At 72.6% G+C, this 19288-nt stretch carries 22 protein-coding genes; 17 read left to right on the top strand and 5 right to left on the bottom strand.

The genetic code is table 11. The annotated features are described in order from the left end of the window. The first annotated feature begins 57 nt into the window (after window positions 1–57). From DEJ48_RS15675 to DEJ48_RS15655, 5 genes are all read left to right on the top strand, one after another. Window positions 58–954, top strand: coding sequence for a L,D-transpeptidase family protein (locus DEJ48_RS15675; protein WP_150216745.1), 897 nt, complete (start codon window positions 58–60; stop codon window positions 952–954). Window positions 955–1030: 76 nt separating this feature from the next. Beyond that, complete coding sequence (alr, locus tag DEJ48_RS15670; protein WP_150216743.1) at window positions 1031–2182, top strand: alanine racemase; 1152 nt, start codon at window positions 1031–1033, stop codon at window positions 2180–2182. 67 nt (window positions 2183–2249) lie between these two features. Beyond that, window positions 2250–3476: an alpha/beta fold hydrolase gene (locus DEJ48_RS15665; protein WP_150216742.1), complete on the top strand. Its 1227-nt coding sequence runs from the start codon at window positions 2250–2252 to the stop codon at window positions 3474–3476. A 65-nt stretch (window positions 3477–3541) separates the two neighbouring features. Next, entirely contained in the window at window positions 3542–4066 is a 525-nt protein-coding gene (gene tsaE, locus DEJ48_RS15660) for a tRNA (adenosine(37)-N6)-threonylcarbamoyltransferase complex ATPase subunit type 1 TsaE (RefSeq protein WP_150216740.1), read from the top strand. A 192-nt stretch (window positions 4067–4258) separates the two neighbouring features. After that, a complete protein-coding gene (locus DEJ48_RS15655) occupies window positions 4259–4462 on the top strand; it encodes a hypothetical protein (RefSeq protein ID WP_150216738.1) in 204 nt (67 codons plus the stop codon). A gap of 47 nt (window positions 4463–4509) precedes the next feature. Here the strand turns inward: DEJ48_RS15655 and DEJ48_RS15650 are convergent, their stop codons facing one another. After that, window positions 4510–5058: a L,D-transpeptidase gene (locus DEJ48_RS15650; RefSeq protein WP_150216736.1), complete on the bottom strand. Its 549-nt coding sequence runs from the start codon at window positions 5056–5058 to the stop codon at window positions 4510–4512. A 135-nt stretch (window positions 5059–5193) separates the two neighbouring features. On the opposite strand from DEJ48_RS15650, the gene tsaB reads away from it, so the two are divergent. Genes tsaB through DEJ48_RS15630 form a run of 4 tightly spaced genes read left to right on the top strand, consistent with a single transcriptional unit; the run spans window position 5194 to window position 7772 of the window. Next, window positions 5194–5850, top strand: coding sequence for a tRNA (adenosine(37)-N6)-threonylcarbamoyltransferase complex dimerization subunit type 1 TsaB (gene tsaB, locus DEJ48_RS15645; protein ID WP_150216735.1), 657 nt, complete (start codon window positions 5194–5196; stop codon window positions 5848–5850). A gap of 41 nt (window positions 5851–5891) precedes the next feature. Next, the gene (gene rimI / locus DEJ48_RS15640; protein ID WP_150221205.1) at window positions 5892–6398 is read left to right on the top strand and encodes a ribosomal protein S18-alanine N-acetyltransferase; all 507 of its coding nucleotides are present in this window, start codon (window positions 5892–5894) and stop codon (window positions 6396–6398) included. Further along, complete coding sequence (gene tsaD / locus DEJ48_RS15635; protein ID WP_150216733.1) at window positions 6391–7503, top strand: tRNA (adenosine(37)-N6)-threonylcarbamoyltransferase complex transferase subunit TsaD; 1113 nt, start codon at window positions 6391–6393, stop codon at window positions 7501–7503. Before rimI ends, tsaD begins: the two co-directional genes overlap by 8 nt. Then, a complete protein-coding gene (locus DEJ48_RS15630; RefSeq protein ID WP_150216731.1) occupies window positions 7500–7772 on the top strand; it encodes a hypothetical protein in 273 nt (90 codons plus the stop codon). Before tsaD ends, DEJ48_RS15630 begins: the two co-directional genes overlap by 4 nt. Here DEJ48_RS15630 and DEJ48_RS15625 read toward each other — a convergent pair. Next, window positions 7769–8356, bottom strand: a complete 588-nt coding sequence (locus tag DEJ48_RS15625) for a class I SAM-dependent methyltransferase (protein ID WP_150216729.1) — start codon at window positions 8354–8356, stop codon at window positions 7769–7771. The two genes, DEJ48_RS15630 and DEJ48_RS15625, sit on opposite strands and share 4 nt — an antisense overlap. Window positions 8357–8384: 28 nt before the next feature. Further along, window positions 8385–9107, bottom strand: coding sequence for a TetR/AcrR family transcriptional regulator (locus DEJ48_RS15620; protein WP_150216728.1), 723 nt, complete (start codon window positions 9105–9107; stop codon window positions 8385–8387). 81 nt (window positions 9108–9188) lie between these two features. Here DEJ48_RS15620 and DEJ48_RS15615 point away from each other — a divergent pair, with 81 nt between their 5' ends. Genes DEJ48_RS15615 through DEJ48_RS15605 form a run of 3 tightly spaced genes read left to right on the top strand, consistent with a single transcriptional unit; the run spans window position 9189 to window position 12520 of the window. Continuing rightward, the gene (locus tag DEJ48_RS15615) at window positions 9189–10718 is read left to right on the top strand and encodes an MFS transporter (protein ID WP_150216726.1); all 1530 of its coding nucleotides are present in this window, start codon (window positions 9189–9191) and stop codon (window positions 10716–10718) included. A gap of 43 nt (window positions 10719–10761) precedes the next feature. Then, window positions 10762–11115 carry a YciI family protein gene (locus tag DEJ48_RS15610; protein ID WP_150216725.1) on the top strand — a complete coding sequence of 118 codons (354 nt, stop codon included), beginning with the start codon at window positions 10762–10764 and terminating at the stop codon, window positions 11113–11115. Between the two features lie 49 nt (window positions 11116–11164). Then, window positions 11165–12520: an RNA polymerase sigma factor gene (locus DEJ48_RS15605; RefSeq protein ID WP_150216723.1), complete on the top strand. Its 1356-nt coding sequence runs from the start codon at window positions 11165–11167 to the stop codon at window positions 12518–12520. On the opposite strand, the gene DEJ48_RS15600 is transcribed toward DEJ48_RS15605, so the two are convergent. Beyond that, window positions 12517–13761, bottom strand: coding sequence for a THUMP-like domain-containing protein (locus DEJ48_RS15600; RefSeq protein WP_150216721.1), 1245 nt, complete (start codon window positions 13759–13761; stop codon window positions 12517–12519). The two genes, DEJ48_RS15605 and DEJ48_RS15600, sit on opposite strands and share 4 nt — an antisense overlap. Window positions 13762–13843: 82 nt before the next feature. Between DEJ48_RS15600 and DEJ48_RS15595 the strand changes: the two genes are divergently transcribed. From DEJ48_RS15595 to groL, 4 genes are all read left to right on the top strand, one after another. Beyond that, entirely contained in the window at window positions 13844–14764 is a 921-nt protein-coding gene (locus DEJ48_RS15595; protein ID WP_150216719.1) for a polysaccharide deacetylase family protein, read from the top strand. Beyond that, entirely contained in the window at window positions 14761–15048 is a 288-nt protein-coding gene (locus tag DEJ48_RS15590) for a hypothetical protein (protein WP_150216717.1), read from the top strand. The genes DEJ48_RS15595 and DEJ48_RS15590 overlap by 4 nt, the downstream gene beginning before the upstream one ends. Window positions 15049–15237: 189 nt before the next feature. Beyond that, window positions 15238–15546 carry a co-chaperone GroES gene (gene groES / locus DEJ48_RS15585; protein WP_006347174.1) on the top strand — a complete coding sequence of 103 codons (309 nt, stop codon included), beginning with the start codon at window positions 15238–15240 and terminating at the stop codon, window positions 15544–15546. A 164-nt stretch (window positions 15547–15710) separates the two neighbouring features. Continuing rightward, on the top strand, window positions 15711–17339 hold the full coding sequence (gene groL, locus DEJ48_RS15580; RefSeq protein ID WP_150216716.1) for a chaperonin GroEL: 1629 nt from the start codon (window positions 15711–15713) through the stop codon (window positions 17337–17339). Between the two features lie 189 nt (window positions 17340–17528). On the opposite strand, the gene DEJ48_RS15575 is transcribed toward groL, so the two are convergent. Then, entirely contained in the window at window positions 17529–18302 is a 774-nt protein-coding gene (locus tag DEJ48_RS15575) for an SDR family NAD(P)-dependent oxidoreductase (protein ID WP_150216714.1), read from the bottom strand. An 83-nt stretch (window positions 18303–18385) separates the two neighbouring features. On the opposite strand from DEJ48_RS15575, the gene DEJ48_RS15570 reads away from it, so the two are divergent. Further along, on the top strand, window positions 18386–19282 hold the full coding sequence (locus DEJ48_RS15570) for a LysR family transcriptional regulator (protein ID WP_150216712.1): 897 nt from the start codon (window positions 18386–18388) through the stop codon (window positions 19280–19282). The last annotated feature ends 6 nt before the right edge of the window (window positions 19283–19288 follow it).

The following is a 19288-nucleotide window of genomic DNA, read 5'->3' as shown; positions in this document are numbered from 1 at the left end:
GTGACGCCCCCCGCGCGGCTGACGGGCGGGCGGCGCTCGGGCGGGTTCGCTCATCACATGATCAGTAAGACAGTCCGGCGCGGGCTTCCCGCGCTGCTCGCCGTCGCCGTGGTCCTGCCCGCCGTTCCCGCCTCCGCCGATCCCGTGCCGCCACGGCCCGCGGCCCCCGGCACCTCCCCGCTCGTCCCCGGCATCCCGGACACGCCGCCCCACCCGTACCAGCTGGACACCCGCGACCAGTCCCTGGCACCGCACGTGTACCGGCCGAGCGCCGCCGAGAACGCCGTCGAGCCGATGGCGGCGCCCGCCGGCACCGACGCCCTCGTCGAGTACGTGCCGCCGAGCGAGATCGCCGCCGGGGCCGCGCCCGCCTGCACCAAGCGCACCGGGCCCTACCAACGGCAGGTCGAGCGCTGGCTCCGGCGGAAGGCGGACGGCAGGCAGTCCGCCGCCGACTGCCGGGCCATCCGCGCCTTCCAGCGCAAGCAGGGCATCCGGCCCGCGATCGGGTTCGCGGGGCCCACGACCTGGTCCCGGATGCGACTGATCAGCGCCCGCAAGAACCCGAAGGCCACGAAAAGGTGCTCCACGCGCGCGTACCGCGTCGCCTGCGTCGATCTGACCCGTCAGCTGATGTGGGTGCAGAAGGGCAAGAAGGTGCTGCTCGGCCCCGTTCCCGTCCGCACCGGGCGGGCCGGCTACCGGACCCGCACGGGCTGGCACAAGGTCTACTGGAAGCACAAGAACCACTGGTCGTCGCTGTACCGCACCCCCATGCCGTACAGCCAGTTCTTCAACGGCGGCCAGGCGTTCCACGCCATCTACGGCAGTGTGTACAGCCCGCCGGGGTCGCGCGGCTGTGTGAACATGCGGGTCGCCGATGCCCGCGCGCTGTGGCGGACGCTGTTCAAGGGCGACCGCGTCCACGTGTGGGGGCGCAAGCCGGGCACGTGAGCGGACCGGGCCGAACCCGGGGGCCAAGGCCTGCGGGAGCAGGGGGTGTCGGCGGGCTCTGAGACACTTGTCCGCGATGAACGAGACAGCACCTTTCCGTGTCCGGGCCGAGATCGACCTCGCCGCCCTCCGCGCCAACGTGCGCGCGCTGCGCGCCCACGCGCCGGACGCCGCGTTCATGGCCGTGGTGAAAGCGGACGGTTACGGCCACGGAATGGTGCCCTGCGCCAGGGCCGCACGCCAGGCAGGCGCCACCTGGATCGGCACCGCCACCCCCCAGGAGGCCCTGGAGCTGCGCGCCGCAGGCCTGCCCGGCCGCATCATGTGCTGGCTGTGGACGCCCGGCGGGCCCTGGCGCGAGGGCGTCGAGGCCGACCTGGACATGTCGGTGAGCGCGCTGTGGGCGCTGGAGGAGGTGACGGCCGCCGCGCGTGCGGCGGGGCGGACCGCGCGCATCCAGCTCAAGGCCGACACGGGCCTGGGACGCAACGGCTGCATGCCCGCCGACTGGCCCGAGCTCGTCGACCGCGCCCTGCGCGCCGAGGCCGAGGGCCTCGTCACGGTCACCGGGCTCTGGTCGCACTTCGCGTGCGCCGACGAGCCGGGGCACCCGTCGATCGCCGCGCAGCTCACGGTCTTCCGCGAGATGGTGGCGTACGCCGAGGACCGGGGCCTGCGCCCCGAGGTGCGGCACATCGCCAACTCCCCGGGGTTGCTGACGCTTCCGGAGGCGCACTTCGACCTCGTGCGGCCGGGCATCGCGATGTACGGCGTCTCGCCGAGCCCCGAGGTCGGCACCTCCCAGGACTTCGGGCTGCGGCCCGTCATGACGCTCACCGCCTCGCTCGCCCACGTGAAGCGCGCCCCGGCCGGCCACGGCGTGAGCTACGGCCACCATTACGTCACCCCCGGCGAGACGACCCTCGGCCTCATCCCCGCGGGCTACGGCGACGGGATCCCGCGCCACGCCTCCGGCACCGCCCCGGTCCTCGTCGACGGCAAGCTGAGGACCGTCGCGGGACGCATCGCGATGGACCAGTTCGTCGTGGACCTCGGCGGGGACGAGCCCGACGTGGGCACGGAGGCCGTGCTGTTCGGCCCCGGCGACCGCGGCGAGCCGACCGCCGAGGACTGGGCGCAGGCCGCCGGCACCATCGCGTACGAGATCGTCACCCGCATCGGATCGCGCGTCCCGCGCGTCCATGTGAACGAGCGGGACGACGACTGACCGGGAACCGACAGGGAACTGACGGGTAACCGACCGGAACCGACCGGGAACTGACGAGGAGCGGCACGTGAGCGAGAGCAGCACGGGGGCGGCCGCGGTGGAAGCGGTGTCGGAGGCCGCCGCCGCGGCCGGCAACTGGCGCCGGGCGGGCTTCGCGGGCGCGGCGATAGGCGTCCTGGCCGCGGGTGCGGCCGCCGGGGTCGCCATAGAACGGCTGACCGTCGGCCGCGGCATGCGCAAGAAGGCGCGGCTCGCGCTCGACGCGTCGGGGCCGTACGGCTCGCTGCGCGGCATGCCCGGCACGGCGTACGCGGACGACGGCACGGAGCTCTCGTACGAGGTCGAAGAGGTGGAACCGGCCGAGGGCGCCGACCGTGCCGGAGGCGCCGGCCAGGCCCCGCGGCGGCGTCGGCTCTTCGGGCGCAGGGAACCCGCGCCCGTCACCGTCGTCTTCAGCCACGGCTACTGCCTGAGCCAGGACTCCTGGCACTTCCAGCGGGCCGCCCTGCGCGGGGTCGTCCGCGCCGTCTACTGGGACCAGCGCAGCCACGCCCGTTCGGCGCGCGGGGTCGACCAGCTCGAACACGACGTGCCGGTCTCCATCGACCAGCTGGGGCGCGACCTGAAGGCCGTCATCGACGCCGCCGCGCCCGAGGGGCCGCTCGTCCTCGTCGGGCACTCCATGGGCGGCATGACGACCATGGCGCTCGCCGACCAGTTCCCCGAGCTGATCCGCGACCGCGTGGTGGGCGTCGCCCTGATCGGCACGTCGTCGGGGCAGCTCGGCGAGGTGAACTTCGGCCTTCCGGTCGCCGGGATGAACGCGGTCCGGCGGGTGCTGCCCGGCCTGCTGCGGGCCCTCGGCTCGCAGGCGGAGCTGGTGGAGCGGGGGCGGCGGGCCACGGCGGACCTCTTCGCGGGCGTCATCAAGCGGTACTCGTTCTCGCGCAAGGACGTGGACCCGGCGATCGCGCGGTTCGCGGAGCGGATGATCGAGGCGACGCCGATCGACGTGGTCGCGGAGTTCTATCCGGCCTTCGCCGAGCACGACAAGGCGGCGGCGCTCAAGCACTTCGCCGAGCTCCCGGTGCTCGTGCTCGCGGGGAACGAGGACCTGGTCACGCCGAGCGAGCACAGCGAGGCCATCGCCCAGTTGCTGCCCGACGCCGAGCTGGTCCTGGTCCCGGACGCGGGCCACCTGGTCATGCTGGAGCACCCGGAGGTGGTCATGGACCGCCTCGCGGACCTGCTGGTGCGGGCGGGCGCGGTGCAGGGGGCCGGGCGGCGGGCCTGAGCCGCGGGCTCCCGCCGGTCTGCGGCGGGCACGGGCGCGGGCTCCCAGCCGCTACCGTGGGCGGTATGGAAGCACCGCACCACGAGGCCCCGGCCGTCACACTGAAGATCACCGTCAACTCCCCCGAACAGATGGGCGAGTTGGGGCGTCGGCTGGCCAAGCTGCTGCGCCCGGGTGACCTCGTCATGCTCACCGGCGAGCTCGGCGCCGGCAAGACGACGCTGACCCGCGGCCTCGGCGAGGGCCTCGGCGTGCGCGGCGCCGTCACCTCGCCGACCTTCGTCATCGCCCGCGTGCACCCGCCGCTCGGCGAAGGGCCCTCGCTGGTCCACGTCGACGCGTACCGCCTCGGCGGCGGGCTCGACGAGATGGAGGACCTGGACCTCGACGTCTCGCTGCCCGAGTCCGTGATCGTCGTCGAGTGGGGCGACGGCAAGGTCGAGGACCTGTCGGACGACCGGCTGCACGTCGTCATCGACCGCGCCGTGGGCGACGCGGCGGACGAGGCGGTCGACGAGACGCGCGACGTGACGGTCACCGGGCTCGGCGCGCGCTGGGCGGACGCGGATCTGGCGTCGCTGGGTGCGTGAGGGCCCAACGGCCCGCGCCGTGACTCCCGCCCCGGGCCTTTGGTCCGGGGCGTTTCTCGTACGTTCGACCGAACGTTCCGACAAGACGTCGGCAAAATGTTGCGTTGCGTGTGTCAGGCGTGGTCACATGGATACAGGTCTTGGTTAGGTCTACCTAACCACGTCCGCCCCCGGAGCCCCCAGGAGGCATCCATGACGGCTTCAGAACGTGACGCCTACGCACAGCCGCGCGGGAACAGACTGCCGGCCCCCTCGGCCGCCGTGGACCCCACGAACCTGTCGATGAGCGATCTGCTCGCGTCGTGCGCCGCCGCGAGTGCCGTCTCCACGCCGCCGAGCGACACCCCGGCCCCCGCGCCGAGCCCGGCAGCGGAACGGCGTCGTCCGCCCCGCTGATCAGGAAACCCTCCTGATCAGGAACTTTTCGATCAGGAACTTTCCGATCAGGGAACGACGACGACCTTCTTGTCGCGCAGCGCGAACTCCCACATCGCCTTGGCCTGCTCGCGCGACTGCCGGATGCCGCCCGTCTTCTTCGACGGGTCCGGCTTCGGCGTCGAGCCGTCGACCGCGGCGCTGAAGCCGATCGCGACCCCGTCGGTGAGCGTGAAGACCACGACGTTCTCGATCGGCACGCCATCCGTACCGGTGACACGGCCCGTCCGGGACGTGACGGCGTACGTGCCCGGAGCCGGGTCGACCGTGCCCGGGGTGACCTTGAACGTCTGCTTGGCCTTGCCGGACGCCTCGACCAGCCAGACGCGGTCGTCCTCCAGGGAGTACACGACGCGCTCGCCGGTGCCGGACTGCGCGGGCACGGCCGCGGGGTTCTTCTTGTCCTTGGGGGCGCGCGACGCGGAGGCGGAGGGCGACTTGTCGGCCTTCGCCGGGTGGTCCGGCGCGCTGGCCGATGCCTGGAAGGCGAGGAACCCGACCGCGGCGAGCGCGGCAGCGGTGAGCCCGGCCACGAATCCCGAGCTGCTCCTTGACACCTTGCGCCACCCATCCTCTTCGTACTGCGTATGGCTACGGAGTGACGGTAGCAGCAGCCGTGCCCCATCCCCGGGCAGCCGCACCTCATCCCCGTGCGGGCCGTGCGCGGCGCCCGGGAGCCGTAGGCTGTTCGCGTGCTCTTGCTCGCTCTGGATACCGCAACGCCCGCTGTCACCGTCGCCCTCCACGACGGCTCCACCGTCATCGCGGAGTCGAGTCAGGTGGACGCCCGCCGCCACGGGGAACTGCTGCTTCCGGCCGTCGACCGTGTGCTCGCCGAGGCCGGCCTGACACTCGACGCCGTGACCGGCATCGTCGTCGGCGTGGGCCCCGGCCCCTACACCGGCCTCCGCGTCGGCCTGATGACCGCCGACACCTTCGGCCTCGCGCTCGGCGTCCCGGTGCACGGAGTGTGCACGCTGGACGGCCTCGCGTACGCCTCGGGCATCGAGAGCGGCCCCTTCGTGGTGGCCACCGACGCCCGCCGCAAGGAGGTCTACTGGGCCCGCTACGACGACGTGCGCACCCGCGCGGGCGAGCCCGCCGTCGACCGGCCCGCGGACATCGCCGCCGAGGTAGAGGGGTTGCCCGCCGTCGGCGCGGGCGCGCTGCTCTACCCCGACACGTTCTCCGACGCCCGCGCCCCCGAGCACGTCTCGGCGGCCGCGCTGGCCTCGATCGCCGCCGAGAGGCTGGCCGCGGGCGAGGAGCTCCTGGAGCCCCGGCCGCTGTACCTGCGCCGGCCTGACGCGCAGGTCCCGAAGAACTACAAGGTGGTCACCCCGAAGTGACCCAGGTGACCCAGGTGACGGAGTCCGCCGTGCTGCGCGAGATGCGCTGGTGGGACATCGACGCGGTCTTCGTCCTGGAGAAGGAGCTCTTCCCGGACGACGCCTGGTCGCGCGGGATGTTCTGGTCCGAGCTCGCCCACGCGCGCGGGCCGCTGGCCACCCGCCGCTATGTGGTGGCCATGGACGGCGACCGCCTCGTCGGGTACGCGGGACTCGCCGCCTCCGGAACTGTGCCTGACAGCGGCTTCGCCGCGGTCGCCGACGTCCAGACCATCGCGGTGGCCCGCGACCACTGGGGCACCGGCCTCGGCGCCCGGCTCCTCACCGACCTGCTCCAGGCCGCGACCGCCTTCGAGTGCGCCGAGGTGATGCTGGAAGTGCGGGTCGACAACACACGGGCGCAGAAGCTGTACGAGCGCTTCGGCTTCGAGCCCATCGGCTTCCGGCGCGGCTACTACCAGCCCGGCAACGTGGACGCCCTGGTCATGCGCCGCACCGATCCCTCCACCCCCGCATCCGGCGTACAAGGAACCGAGATCCATGGCTAGCACGCGCGACGAACCCCTCGTCCTCGGCATCGAGACCTCCTGCGACGAGACCGGCGTCGGCATCGTCCGCGGCACCACGCTGCTCGCGGACGCCGTCGCCTCCAGCGTCGACGAGCACGCGCGCTTCGGCGGCGTCGTGCCCGAGGTGGCCTCCCGCGCCCACCTCGAAGCGATGGTGCCCACCATCGACCGCGCCCTGAAGGAGGCGGGCGTCACCGCGAAGGACCTCGACGGCATCGCGGTGACCGCCGGTCCCGGCCTCGCGGGCGCGCTGCTCGTCGGCGTCTCGGCCGCGAAGGCGTACGCGTACGCGCTCGGGAAGCCGCTCTACGGCGTCAACCACCTCGCCTCGCACATCTGCGTCGACCAGCTGGAGCACGGGCCGCTGCCCGAGCCGACGATGGCGCTCCTGGTCTCCGGCGGCCACTCGTCGCTGCTGCTCTCGGAGGACATCACCTCCGACGTCCGGCCGCTGGGCTCGACCATCGACGACGCGGCGGGCGAGGCGTTCGACAAGATCGCGCGCGTGCTGAACCTCGGCTTCCCCGGCGGTCCCGTCATCGACCGCTACGCGCGCGAGGGCGACCCGAACGCGATCGCCTTCCCGCGCGGTCTCACCGGACCCCGCGACGCCGCGTACGACTTCTCCTTCTCCGGCCTGAAGACGTCCGTCGCCCGCTGGATCGAGGCGAAGCGGGCCGCGGGCGAGGAGGTGCCGGTGCGTGACGTGTCGGCGTCCTTCCAGGAGGCGGTCGTCGACGTGCTGACCCGCAAGGCCGTGCGGGCCTGCAAGGACGAGGGCGTCGACCACCTCATGATCGGCGGCGGCGTGGCCGCCAACTCGCGCCTGCGCGCCCTCGCCCAGGAGCGGTGCGAGAAGGCGGGCATCCTGCTGCGCGTGCCGCGCCCCAAGCTCTGCACGGACAACGGCGCGATGGTCGCGGCCCTCGGCGCGGAGATGGTGGCGCGCAACCGCGCGGCGTCGTCCTGGGACCTGTCGGCGGACTCCTCGCTCCCGGTCACCGAACCGCACGTGCCGGGCCACGCCCACACGCACTCCTACGACCACGTGCACGAGGTCAGCAAGGAGAACCTGTACTCATGACCGTCGCGCTGATGTGGGAGGCCCGGGCGGCGGAGGGCCGCGGCGACGAACTGCTCGCCTGGGCCCGCACCCAGCGCCTCGACGGCGCCCCGGTCCGCCGCGAGACGTTCCGCGCACCGCAGGACCGGGTGCTCGTCATCACCTGGTGGGACGCCGCGTACGACGCGGAGCTGCCCGAACTCCCGGAGCCGGCGGAGGGGCTGGTGACGCGGGCCGTGCACCGGTGGCGGTTCGAGTCGGTGGAGGGCGGGACGGCGGGGGGCGTCTAGGCCTTCTCGTACGTCAGCAAGTAGCGCCAGAAGAGCAGTTGGCGCACCTTGCTGCCCGGCAGGAGGCGGGCCGCCTCCGTGCGGATGTCGGGGAGTCGCATGTCCGGCTGGTGCACGGGGGCTTTGAGCGGGGGCGTGTGGTCGCCGCGCAGGCGCTCCGAGGCGTACACCGTCGCCCTTGCCACCGCGTTCGCGGGGGATGCCACGACGTCCCACCAGGTCATGCCGGCGTAGCAGCCGAGGACGAGCAGGGTGCCGCCCGGGGCGAGGGCGTCGTGGAGGCGGGTCACCGTGCCGAAGGGCATGTGGTGCAGGCTCGCCAGGCAGGTGATGACGTCGTAGTGGGCCGCGGGGAGGGACTCCTTCGTCACGTCCGCTCGGCGGAAGCGGGGGCCGCCGCCCGCGGCCGCCGCCTCGGCGATGACCTCGGCCGACGGGTCCAGCGCGTCGACCTCGTAGCCGCGGGCGGCGAGGCGGCGGGCGAAGCGGCCCGTGCCGCAGCCGATGTCGAGGGCGGTGCGGCCGCCCGGCGGCAGGTTCCCGAGGAGCAAGCGGTGGTAGTGGTCGTTGTGGTCGAAGGGCATGTGGGGGAGCCTCGCACGTTCCTTCGGGTCAGTGCCGCTGAGACGCCCGGCCCAGCAATCCGTCGATGACCGCCCCTAGTTGGCCGGTCGCGTCGTAGTCGTCGGTGAGCTCCGACCAGCGGTCCGCCAGCGCCGCGAGGTGGGGGAGTTCGGTCGCGTCCGCGTCGGCGAGCAGGTCGGGGAAGTGGCGCCTGCGGGCCGGGTCCTCGGCGCGGCGCTCCATCGCGCGGCGGAACACGAGGTCCCCGTAGACGCAGTGCCAGATGGTCCGGTACGCGCGTACGGCCTCCTCGGGAGTGAGCCCGCACGCGATGCCGCAGGCGACGATCTCCTCGACCATCCACAGCGCGCCCTCGTCGGTGAGGTCGCCGAGGCTGAGCACCTCGACCACCCAGGGCATCCGCGCCAGCGTGCCGTGCATGTGCAGCGAGACGGCGAGGAGGCGGTCGCGCGGGTCGGCGGGGAGGTCGGGGCGCGGGACGGTGGCGGCCGTGCCCGCGAGCGTGAGCATCAGGAGCTCGTCCTTGTCGCGGACGTGGTGGTAGAGCGCCATCGGTGTCGTGCCGACCTCCTTGGCGACCCTGCGCATGCTCAGGCCCGCGACACCCTCGGTCTCCAGGATCCGGCGGGCTGTCGCGACGATCGTCTCCGGGTCGATGCGGCGGGGGCGGCCCACGGAGCGCTTCTTCGCCGGGGCCGGGGCCTCGGCCTTCTTCGAGGGGTCCGTCTGCTCGTTGTCTTCTGCTGCCACCTGCTCATTGTCGCGCCTGCTCCGGGGTGCCGGGACTCAACCCTTGCGCTATTTCTATACGCGTATAGTAATGTCCGTCCCATGGAGAACGTGAACCCGAATCCGAGCCCGGACGCCCACCCCGGGCGTCTGCTGCTGCCGGTGCTGCTCACCGTGCAGTTCCTCGTCTCCCTCGACATGTCCGTCGTCAACATCGCCCTGCCCGACATGGGCGCCGACCTCGGCTTCGCCCCCGACTCGCTGCTGTGGGTCGTCAACGCCTATGCGCTGGCTTTCGGCGGTCTGCTCATGCTCGGCGGGCGCCTCGCCGACCTCGCCGGACGGCGGCGCACCCTCACCTGGGGCTTCGCGGTCTTCGGCGCGGCGAGCCTCGCGGGCGGGCTCGCCCTCGCGCCGGGGCAGCTCATCGCGGCGCGGGCGGTGCAGGGCGCGGGTGCGGCGGCGCTCGCACCCGTCGCGCTCGCCCTGATCACCGTGAACTACGCGGCGGGGCCCGCGCGGTCCCGTGCGCTCGGCCTGTGGGGCGTCTCCGGGGCGCTCGGCGGCGCCGTCGGGATCATGGCGGGCGGTCTGCTCACCGACTGGGTGGGCTGGCGCTCCGTGATGCTGATCAACGTCCCCGTGGTGCTCGCCGCGCTCCTCGCCGCCCGGCGCGGCGTGCCCGCCGACCGCCGCAAGGACCCCGCGCCCCGCCTCGACGTCACCGGAGCCCTGCTCGTCACGGCCGGGGCGACGCTGCTCGTCCTCGGCCTCGTGCGCACGGAGACGTACGGCTGGACGTCGGGCACCACCCTCGGCACGCTCGGCGCCGCGGCCGCGCTGCTCGCCGCCTTCGCCGCCGTCGAGGCCCGCAAGCGCGAGCCCCTGCTGCGGCTCGGCCTGCTCGGCACGGCGCACCGGCCCGTGCTCTCCGCGAACGTCTTCGCCCTCCTGATGTCCTCGGGACAGTTCGCCGCGTTCTACTTCACCTCGCTCTACCTCCAGGAGGTGATGGAGTACGGGCCGACCGCGGCCGGCGCCGCGTTCCTGCCGTTCTGCGCGGGCGTCGTGGCCGGGTCGGCGGTGGCGACCCGGACGGTCGGGCGGCTCGGCGAGCGGACGCTCCTCGTGGCGGGCGGGCTGCTCGGCGCCGCCGGGTTCGGGTGGTTCGCGCTCACCGTCGAGGCGGGCGGCACGTTCCTCTCCTCGATCCTCGGGCCCTCGCTGGTCGCGAGCGTCGGCATCGGCATGTGCTTCGTACCGCTCGGCACGGCGGCGACCGGCGGCGTCGCCCCGGAGGAGACCGGCATGGCCTCCGGGCTGCTCAACAGCTCCCGCCAGCTCGGCGGCTCCCTCGGCCTCGCGGTCCTGGTCACCGTCGCGGCGAGCGCCACGGGGGAGGGGAGCGGCAGGGGCGCCCTCGCCGACGGGTACGCGGCCGCCTTCGCGGTGTCCGCGGGGCTCCTGGTGGCGGCCGCGCTGGCGACCGCGGTCCTGCACGGACGCCGTACGCCTCCCGCCGCGACCCCGGCCACACCGTCGCGACCTGCGAGAACAGCCGTCGGGGAAGAAACTTCGAAAAATCTCGGCGACGATGTCGAAACGGGCGTCTCCCGTTCGACGCAGGGGTGAGAGGCGAGGAGAAGCCCCGCCGCCACCCGAAGGGGAGACCACCATGCCGCGCTACCTGACGATGATCCGCATCGACGAGAACAACGCGCCCGAGGGCGGCCCCAGCCCCGAACTGCAGGAGCGCATGGGCGCGCTCCTGGAGGAGATCACCAGGGCCGGGGTCATGCTCGACACCGCCGGCCTGCGGCCGACCGCCGAGGGCACCCGCGTGACCTGGGACAAGGGTGAACTGTCCACGACGGACGGCCCGTTCACCGAGACCAAGGAGGTCATCGGCGGCTACTCCATCTGCCAGGCCAAGAACATGGCGGAAGCCGTCGAGTGGACCAAGCGGTTCCTCAAGACCCACGAGGACTACTGGACGATCACCGCGGAGGTCCGGGAGATCGAGGGCTGAACCTCGCCCCGGTTGCCTTTGCGGCGGTGGCGCGGGGGTGCTCTGATGGATGGCCGTGAGCCATCCCCCGGAGCACCCCCGCCAGGCCGCCCAGGCCACTCGTCAGGCCATCGAAACCGTCTTCCGCATGGAGTCGCCACGGATCATCGCCGGTGTCACGCGGATCGTACGAGACGTCGGCATCGCCGAGGAACTGGCGCAGGACGCCCTCGTGGCGGCCCTCGAACAGTGGCCCGCGCAAGGCGTCCCCGACAACCCGGGCGCCTGGCTCATGGCCACCGCCAGGAACCGCGCCGTCGACCTGGTGCGCCGCCGTGAGCGCTACGCACGCAAGCTCGCCGAGGTCGGCCGCGACCTGGAGACCGCCCCGGCGCAGGCGGGCCCGCTCGAACCCGCCGACCCCGACGCCATCGACGACGACCTCCTGCGCCTCGTCTTCATCGCCTGCCACCCGGTGCTCTCCACCGAGGCCCGCGTGGCGCTCACGCTGCGCCTCCTCGGCGGCCTGTCCACCGCGGAGATCGCCCGCGCGATGCTGGCCCCCGAACCGACCGTGGCGCAGCGGATCGTGCGCGCCAAACGCACCCTCGCCGCCCGCGCCGTCGCCTTCGAGGTGCCCTACGGCCCCGACCGCGACGCCCGCCTCGGCTCGGTACTCGAAGTCATCTACCTGATCTTCAACGAGGGGTACGCGGCCACCGCGGGCGACGACCTCGTGCGCCCCGCGCTCTGCGAGGACGCGCTGCGCCTTGCCAGGGTGCTCACCGCCCTCATGCCCGAGGAGTCCGAGGCGCACGGCCTGGCCGCGCTCCTCGAACTGCAGGCCTCGCGCACGGCGACACGCACCGGCCCGGCCGGCGAGCCGGTGCTGCTCAAGGACCAGAGCCGCGCCCACTGGAACCAGATGCTGGTCCGGCGCGGTTTCGCCGCCCTGGCACGGGCCCAGGCCACGGCGCCCTCACCGGCGGGCGCCCTCGGCCCGTATGCCCTCCAGGCCGCGATCGCCGCCTGCCACGCCCACGCGCACAGCTACGAGGAGACCGACTGGCAGCAGATCGCCACCCTCTACGGTCTGCTCGCCGCCCGCGCCCCCTCCCCGGTCGTCGAGCTGAACCGCGCGGTCGCGGTGGCGATGGCACAGGGGACGGAGGCCGGGCTGGTCCTGGTCGACGCGCTGACCGCCGAACCCGTCCTGAAGGACTACCACTTGCTGCCCAGCGTCCGGGGCGACCTCCTGGAACGCCTCGGACGGACCGACGAGGCCCACGCGGAGTTCGAGCGGGCCGCGTCGCTGGCGCGCAACGAACGGGAACGGGAACTGCTCCTCGCGCGGGCCGCCGACTGCTGGGCCGGGTCGGGGCGCGGGGCGCGGCCGGCGGAGAGCGCCTCTTGCGAGGGTGCTTAGGCCGGTGAGGGCGCCGGCCGGCCGATCAGCATCGTCGGGGCGCCCGCCACCCGGGTGAGGAAGACGGTCGCCGCGTTCTTCCCCTGCGGCTTCACCTTGCGCCGCAGCTCCTCGGGTTCGACGGCGGAACCGCGCTTCTTCACGGTGAGGATGCCGACCCCGCGCTCGCGCAGCAGGGCCTTCAGCTTCTTCACATTGAACGGGATGCGGTCGGTGATCTCGTACGCCGTCGCGTACGGGGTGTGGTGCAGGGCGTCGGAGGTGACGTACGCGATGGTCTCGTCGACGAGCCCGCCGTCGACCCGGGCGGCGACCTCGGCGACCAGGTGCGCGCGGATGACGGCACCGTCCGGCTCGTACAGATAGCGCCCGACGGGACGCACCTCGGGGTCGGGCAGCATCGCGGCGAGCGAGGTCCACAGGGAGGCGCCGCCGGGCAGGAGCGTGGCGCGGTGCGAGGCGGGGGTGTCCGTGCCGAACCAGAGCACGGCCTCCTTCACGTCGCCGCCGTCCGAGATCCACTCGGCGCCCGCCTCGACGGGGATCGCCTCGTGCGGGATGCCGGGGGCGATCTTCAGCGCGGCGAGCGGGGCTTCGAGCGCCGCTCCGATCGCCCACGACAGGGGCGGCGAGTAGGCCTCGGGGTCGAAGATCCGGCCGCGGCCACCCCGCCGCGCGGGGTCCACGAAGACGGCGTCGTACGCGGACGTGTCCACGTCGGTGACATCCGCCTCGCGCACCTCGATCAGGTCGGCGAGCCCGAGCGCCTCGGCGTTGGCGCGGGCGACCGCGCAGGTCAGCGGGTCACGGTCGACGGCGAGCACGGAGATCCCGGCGCGTGCGAGGGCGATGGCGTCGCCGCCGATGCCGCAGCACAGGTCAGCGAGTGAACGTACGCCCAGGGCCTTGAAGCTCTCCGCGCGGTGCGCGGCGACGGAGGCGCGCGTGGACTGCTCGACGCCGTTCGGTGTGAAGAACATGCGGGCCGCGTCCTCGGCGCCGAACTTCGCCGCGGCCCGGGTGCGCAGCCGCGCCTGGGCGAGCGCCGCCGAGACCAGGGGGGCCGGGTGGGTGCGGCGTAGCCGGGTGGCGGCCGCGAGTTCATCGGCCGGTGCGACGTCCCGCACCTCGTCGAGCAGGGCCCGGCCCTCGTCGGTGCGGAGGGCGGCGAAGGCGGCGAGGGGGTCGCCGAGGTCGGTCTCGTGGGCGCTCGGCGTGTTCGGGTCGTTCACCCGCCCCATTGTGGGCCAGTCGGTGGATGGTGCGCGTCCGGCGGCGGTGTCGGACCGTCGGCACGGCCTTGAGCTGCGAGGATCCGGCGCCATGCAACTAGTACGACAAAAGGAAGAATGCGCCAGAAGGCGGAAGAATCAGACGCGCGCCCTGGTGGCCGTCCTGTCCGTCGCGGCGATCGCGTCCGGCTGTGCATCCGGAGGCGACTCAGCGAAGCCCGCCCACGGCCAGCAGCCGCTCAACGCCCCGCCCGCCCGCGCCCTCGACTCCTACGCCCAGAAACTCGCCGCCACCCAGGTCGCCCGCACCATGGCCGCCAAGCGCTGGGGTCTGGCCAAGACCCCGCTGGCCGCACCCCCGCCGCCGGCGGTCAAGCCCCGGATCGCCACCCGCAAGGGGTTCGAGGTCAAGGGCCAGGCGAGCCTGCCGCCGGTCTTCACGACCATCCCCACCAAGGAGAAGGTCGTCTTCCTGACGATCGACGACGGCGCCGAGAAGGACCCGGCGCTGCTGAAGATGATGAGCGAACTGCGGCTCCCGTACACCGCGTTCCTCAGCGACTACCTGGTCAAGGAGGACTACGCCTACTTCAAGAAGATGCAGGACCGCGGCGTCACCCTGAACAACCACACGCTCAACCACCGCTACCTGCCCGGACTCTCGTACGAGGGCCAGCGCCGCGAGATCTGCGGCATGCAGGACGTCATCAAGAAGCACTACGGCAAGCGCCCCGAGCTCTTCCGCCCGCCGTACGGCAACTACAACCGCGACACGCTGCGCGCCGCCAAGTCCTGCGGCGTCAAGGCGGTGCCCCTGTGGGCGTCCGAGGCCTTCGCCGACCACATGGAGTGGCGCGAGTGGGACCGCGACCTGCACCCCGGCGACATCATCCTCACGCACTTCAGGGGGCGCGAGGACTGGAAGGGCACCATGCCCGACATGATCCGCAAGGTCATGAAGACGGTCACCGACAAGGGGTACGCGGTCGCCAGGCTGGAGGACTACCTGTGACCCCGCGGGCGCGAGCGCGCCGCCGCCTCCTCGCCGGGGCCCTGCTGTGCGGAGTGCTCGCGCCCGCGCTGCTCACGGGGTGCGCGGAGTCGGTCGACCCGATCGAGAGGCTCGGCAGGAAGGCGGCGCAGAAGGTGCCGCGCACACCGGACAGAGGGGTGGCGGGCCCGGTCGCCTGCGCCGGGGAGCGGGCGGCGGTGCGGCCGCCCTGGCTCCCGCGGGCGGAACTGGCGCCGCCCGCCGTGCGTTGCCCCGAAGGGGTGCTCGGCACCCCTTCCCGCTGAAGCCGGACGCAGTGGATTGGCACTCCGCTTGACCGAGTGCTAATCCCCGTCCTAGTCTCGCTTCTGGCACTCCCCACTGGAGAGTGCCAACAGCGACGGGCAGGTCCGGCACCCGCGACGACGGATCCACCTGGTCGCCACACCTCAGACTCTTAACCCCGTGAGATCTCCGAAGGGGGAGACCGGATCGTGACGACCGCAAGCTCCAAGGTTGCCATCAAGCCGCTCGAGGACCGCATTGTGGTCCAGCCGCTCGACGCCGAGCAGACCACGGCCTCCGGCCTGGTCATTCCGGACACCGCGAAGGAGAAGCCCCAGGAGGGCGCCGTCCTCGCCGTGGGCCCGGGCCGCTTCGAGAACGGCGAGCGCCTGCCGCTCGACGTCAAGGTCGGCGATGTCGTGCTGTACAGCAAGTACGGCGGCACCGAGGTGAAGTACAACGGCGACGAGTACCTCGTCCTCTCGGCTCGCGACGTCCTCGCGATCGTCGAGAAGTAAGCCACCGCTTCACCCGCAACACCTGCTGCACCGGCAGATTGCTTTTGAGCTGCGCCCCTGGTCACCCCGCTGATTGCCGGGCGGCGAGGGGCGCAGTTCGTTGCTGAACGTTCCGGGGGTTCCACCCGGACCCCCTGAGTTTCCGAGAGGGCTGAATCGCTCCCATGGCGAAGATCCTGAAGTTCGACGAGGACGCCCGTCGCGCCCTTGAGCGCGGCGTCAACAAGCTTGCCGACACGGTCAAGGTGACGATCGGCCCCCGCGGCCGCAACGTCGTCATCGACAAGAAGTTCGGCGCCCCGACCATCACCAACGACGGCGTCACCATCGCCCGTGAGGTCGAGGTCGAGGACCCGTACGAGAACCTCGGCGCCCAGCTGGTGAAGGAGGTGGCGACCAAGACCAACGACATCGCTGGTGACGGCACCACCACCGCCACCGTGCTCGCCCAGGCCCTCGTCAAGGAAGGCCTGCGCAACGTAGCCGCCGGCGCCTCCCCGGCCGCCCTGAAGAAGGGCATCGACGCCGCCGTCGCGGCCGTCTCCGAGGAGCTCCTCGCCACCGCCCGCCCGATCGACGACAAGGCCGACATCGCGGCCGTCGCCGGTCTGTCGGCCCAGGACCCGCAGGTCGGCGAGCTCATCGCCGAGGCGATGGACAAGGTCGGCAAGGACGGTGTCATCACCGTCGAGGAGTCCAACACCTTCGGCCTCGAGCTCGACTTCACCGAGGGCATGGCCTTCGACAAGGGCTACCTCTCGCCGTACATGGTGTCCGACCAGGAGCGTATGGAGGCCGTCCTCGACGACCCGTACATCCTGATCCACCAGGGCAAGATCTCCTCCATCCAGGACCTCCTGCCGCTGCTCGAGAAGGTCATCCAGGCCAACTCCTCGAAGCCGCTCCTCATCATCGCCGAGGACGTCGAGGGCGAGGCCCTGTCGACCCTGGTCGTGAACAAGATCCGCGGCACCTTCAACGCCGTCGCGGTGAAGGCCCCCGGCTTCGGCGACCGCCGCAAGGCGATGCTCGGCGACATGGCCACCCTCACCGGCGGCACCGTCATCGCCGAAGAGGTCGGCCTCAAGATCGACCAGGTCGGTCTCGACGTGCTGGGCACCGCCCGCCGCGTCACCATCACCAAGGACGACACCACGATCGTCGACGGCGGCGGCAACAAGGCCGACGTCGAGGGCCGCGTCGCCCAGATCAAGGCCGAGATCGAGGCCACGGACTCCGACTGGGACCGCGAGAAGCTCCAGGAGCGCCTCGCGAAGCTGGCCGGCGGCGTGTGCGTCATCAAGGTCGGCGCCGCCACCGAGGTGGAGCTGAAGGAGAAGAAGCACCGTCTGGAGGACGCCATCTCCGCGACCCGCGCCGCGGTCGAGGAGGGCATCGTCTCCGGTGGTGGCTCCGCTCTGGTGCACGCCGCCAAGGTGCTCGGCGACTCGCTCGGCAAGGACGGCGACGAGGCCACCGGTGTGGCCGTCGTCCGCCGCGCCGCCGTCGAGCCGCTGCGCTGGATCGCCGAGAACGCCGGCCTCGAGGGCTACGTCATCACCTCGAAGGTCGCCGAGCTCGACAAGGGCTTCGGCTTCAACGCCGCGACCGGTGAGTACGGCGACCTGGTCAAGGCCGGCGTCATCGACCCGGTCAAGGTCACGCGCTCCGCGCTGGAGAACGCCGCGTCGATCGCCTCGCTGCTCCTGACGACCGAGACGCTCGTCGTCGAGAAGCCGGCCGAGGAAGAGGCGGAGGCCGGTCACGGCCACGGTCACGGTCACTCGCACTGACCCGTTGCGCTCGGCTTGAACGGTGACTGAGGCCCGGCTCCCTGTACTGGGAGCCGGGCCTCAGTCCTTTACTGGGGCGCGTCTGCCGGGTTGCTTCCCGTCGCCGGGTGCGGATCGTGGTCCGTCCTCGCGCAGTTCCCCGCGCCCCTTAAGGGGCGCTCGCCGAAGTTGCCCTCAGGGGGCGCGGGGCTACTGCGGGCCGTACTTGCGCCCGGTACGGGACGTGACGCCACCCAGCAACGCGCGAGGCGTCACCTTCACCACCCCCATCAGGGCCTTGTACCGGGGATCCGGGATAGACACCGTCTTGCCGCGGGAGAGGTCGCCCAGAGCGACCGCCACGAGCTTGTCCGCGTCGAGCCACATCCAGCCGGGAATGTTGGACGTGCCCATCCCGGCCCGCTCGTGGAACTCCGTGCGCACGAAGCCGGGGCAGAGCGCCATCAGCCGCACCCCGGACCCGGCCAGGTCCTTCGCCGCGCCCTGGGTGAACTGCACGACCCACGCCTTCGACGCGCCGTACGTCCCGCGCGGCACGAACGCCGCCACCGACGCGACGTTCACGACGCCGCCCCGGCCGCGCTCCCGCATCGCCTCCGTCGCGGCCGACGTCAGCCGCAGCACCGCCTCGCAGTGCACCTTGAGCATGGTCAGCTCGTCGGCGAGCGAGACCTCCAGATAGCGGCCCTTGTTGCCGAACCCCGCGTTGTTGATCAGCAGATCGACCGCGTTCCTGCGGTCGGCGAGCCGCTCCTCGACGGCCTCGATGCCCCCGTCCGTCGCCAGGTCCGCGGTCAGCACCTCCGCCTCGATGCCGTGCCGGTCGTGCAGTTCGGTCGCCTGTTCCTGCAGCCGCTCGGTGTCGCGGGCCACCAGCACGAGGTTGTGCCCGTCACCCGCGAGGCGTCGCGCGAAGGCCGCGCCGATGCCGGAGGTCGATCCCGTAATCAGAGCCGTAGTCATGGCCCAAGGCTAGTGAGATCACCGCCCTCAAAGAAGCAGCGCACTATTTCGCTATATGCCCAAGCTCCGCTTATGCTCGAACCATGATCGAGGCCCGACACCTCCGTGTCCTGCGCGCCGTGGCAGCCACCGGCTCCTTCTCCGCCGCGGCCCGCGAGCTCGGCTGCACCCAGCCCGCCGTCAGCCAGCAGATGAAGGCCCTCGAATCCTCGGCCGGCACGCCGCTGCTGATCCGCACCGGCCGCGAGATGCGCCTGACGCAGGCGGGCGGAGCCCTGGTCAGGCACGCGGCGGGCATCCTCGCCGGGCTCACCGCGGCCGAGGAGGAGGTCGCCGCCATCGCGGGCCTGCGCGCGGGCCGCGTCCGGCTCGTCTCCTTCCCCAGTGGCAGCTCCACCCTGGTCCCGTGCGCCCTCGCTGCGCTGCGCGCGGCCCACCCGGGCACCCGTGTCTCCCTCGTCGAGGCCGAGCCGCCGCGGTCGGTGGAGATGCTGCGCGAAGGGGACTGCGACGTCGCGCTCGCCTTCCGGTACGAAGGAGCGACGGCCGCGGAGGAGTGGAGCGACCTCGTCGTGCGCCCGCTGCTCGCCGACCGGCTCGTGGGCCTCGTGCCGGACGGGCACCGGCTCGCCGGCGCGGACTCGGTCACCATCGGCGAATTCGCCGACGAGTCGTGGATCGCGGGCTGCCCCCGCTGCCGCAGGCAACTGGTGGAGGTCTGCGAGAGCGCGGGCTTCGTGCCCCGGATCGACTTCGCGACGGACGACTACCCGGCGGTGATCGGCCTGGTCGGCGCCGGTCTGGGAGTGGCGGTGCTGCCCGAGCTCGCGATCGAGTCGGTACGCCCGATGGGCGCCCGCACCGTGACGGTGGAGCCCGCCGTGCAGCGGGAGATCGTCGCGCTCACGCTGCCGGACCTGGCGCAGGTGCCGGCCGTCGCCGCCACGCTGGACCACCTCGCGCGGGCCGCCGCCCGCTGATCCCCG

Origin of the sequence: Streptomyces venezuelae, from assembly GCF_008642315.1 — a bacterium.
Taxonomy (GTDB): Bacteria; Actinomycetota; Actinomycetes; order Streptomycetales; family Streptomycetaceae; genus Streptomyces; species Streptomyces venezuelae_D.
The sequence above is the reverse complement of the archived record's forward strand: the minus strand, read 5'-3'. Positions and strand labels throughout refer to the sequence as shown.

Coding starts and splice junctions, on each gene's coding strand:
- DEJ48_RS15575 (WP_150216714.1), bottom strand. CDS start 18,302: ATGACTACGGCTCTGATTACGGGATCGACCTCCGGCATCGGCGCGGCC.
- DEJ48_RS15570 (WP_150216712.1), top strand. CDS start 18,386: ATGATCGAGGCCCGACACCTCCGTGTCCTGCGCGCCGTGGCAGCCACC.
- alr (WP_150216743.1), top strand. CDS start 1,031: ATGAACGAGACAGCACCTTTCCGTGTCCGGGCCGAGATCGACCTCGCC.
- groL (WP_150216716.1), top strand. CDS start 15,711: ATGGCGAAGATCCTGAAGTTCGACGAGGACGCCCGTCGCGCCCTTGAG.
- DEJ48_RS15605 (WP_150216723.1), top strand. CDS start 11,165: ATGGCCGTGAGCCATCCCCCGGAGCACCCCCGCCAGGCCGCCCAGGCC.
- DEJ48_RS15630 (WP_150216731.1), top strand. CDS start 7,500: ATGACCGTCGCGCTGATGTGGGAGGCCCGGGCGGCGGAGGGCCGCGGC.
- DEJ48_RS15625 (WP_150216729.1), bottom strand. CDS start 8,356: ATGCCCTTCGACCACAACGACCACTACCACCGCTTGCTCCTCGGGAAC.
- tsaD (WP_150216733.1), top strand. CDS start 6,391: ATGGCTAGCACGCGCGACGAACCCCTCGTCCTCGGCATCGAGACCTCC.
- DEJ48_RS15595 (WP_150216719.1), top strand. CDS start 13,844: ATGCAACTAGTACGACAAAAGGAAGAATGCGCCAGAAGGCGGAAGAAT.
- DEJ48_RS15600 (WP_150216721.1), bottom strand. CDS start 13,761: ATGGGGCGGGTGAACGACCCGAACACGCCGAGCGCCCACGAGACCGAC.
- DEJ48_RS15655 (WP_150216738.1), top strand. CDS start 4,259: ATGACGGCTTCAGAACGTGACGCCTACGCACAGCCGCGCGGGAACAGA.
- DEJ48_RS15610 (WP_150216725.1), top strand. CDS start 10,762: ATGCCGCGCTACCTGACGATGATCCGCATCGACGAGAACAACGCGCCC.
- rimI (WP_150221205.1), top strand. CDS start 5,892: ATGCGCTGGTGGGACATCGACGCGGTCTTCGTCCTGGAGAAGGAGCTC.
- DEJ48_RS15615 (WP_150216726.1), top strand. CDS start 9,189: ATGGAGAACGTGAACCCGAATCCGAGCCCGGACGCCCACCCCGGGCGT.
- DEJ48_RS15675 (WP_150216745.1), top strand. CDS start 58: ATGATCAGTAAGACAGTCCGGCGCGGGCTTCCCGCGCTGCTCGCCGTC.
- tsaE (WP_150216740.1), top strand. CDS start 3,542: ATGGAAGCACCGCACCACGAGGCCCCGGCCGTCACACTGAAGATCACC.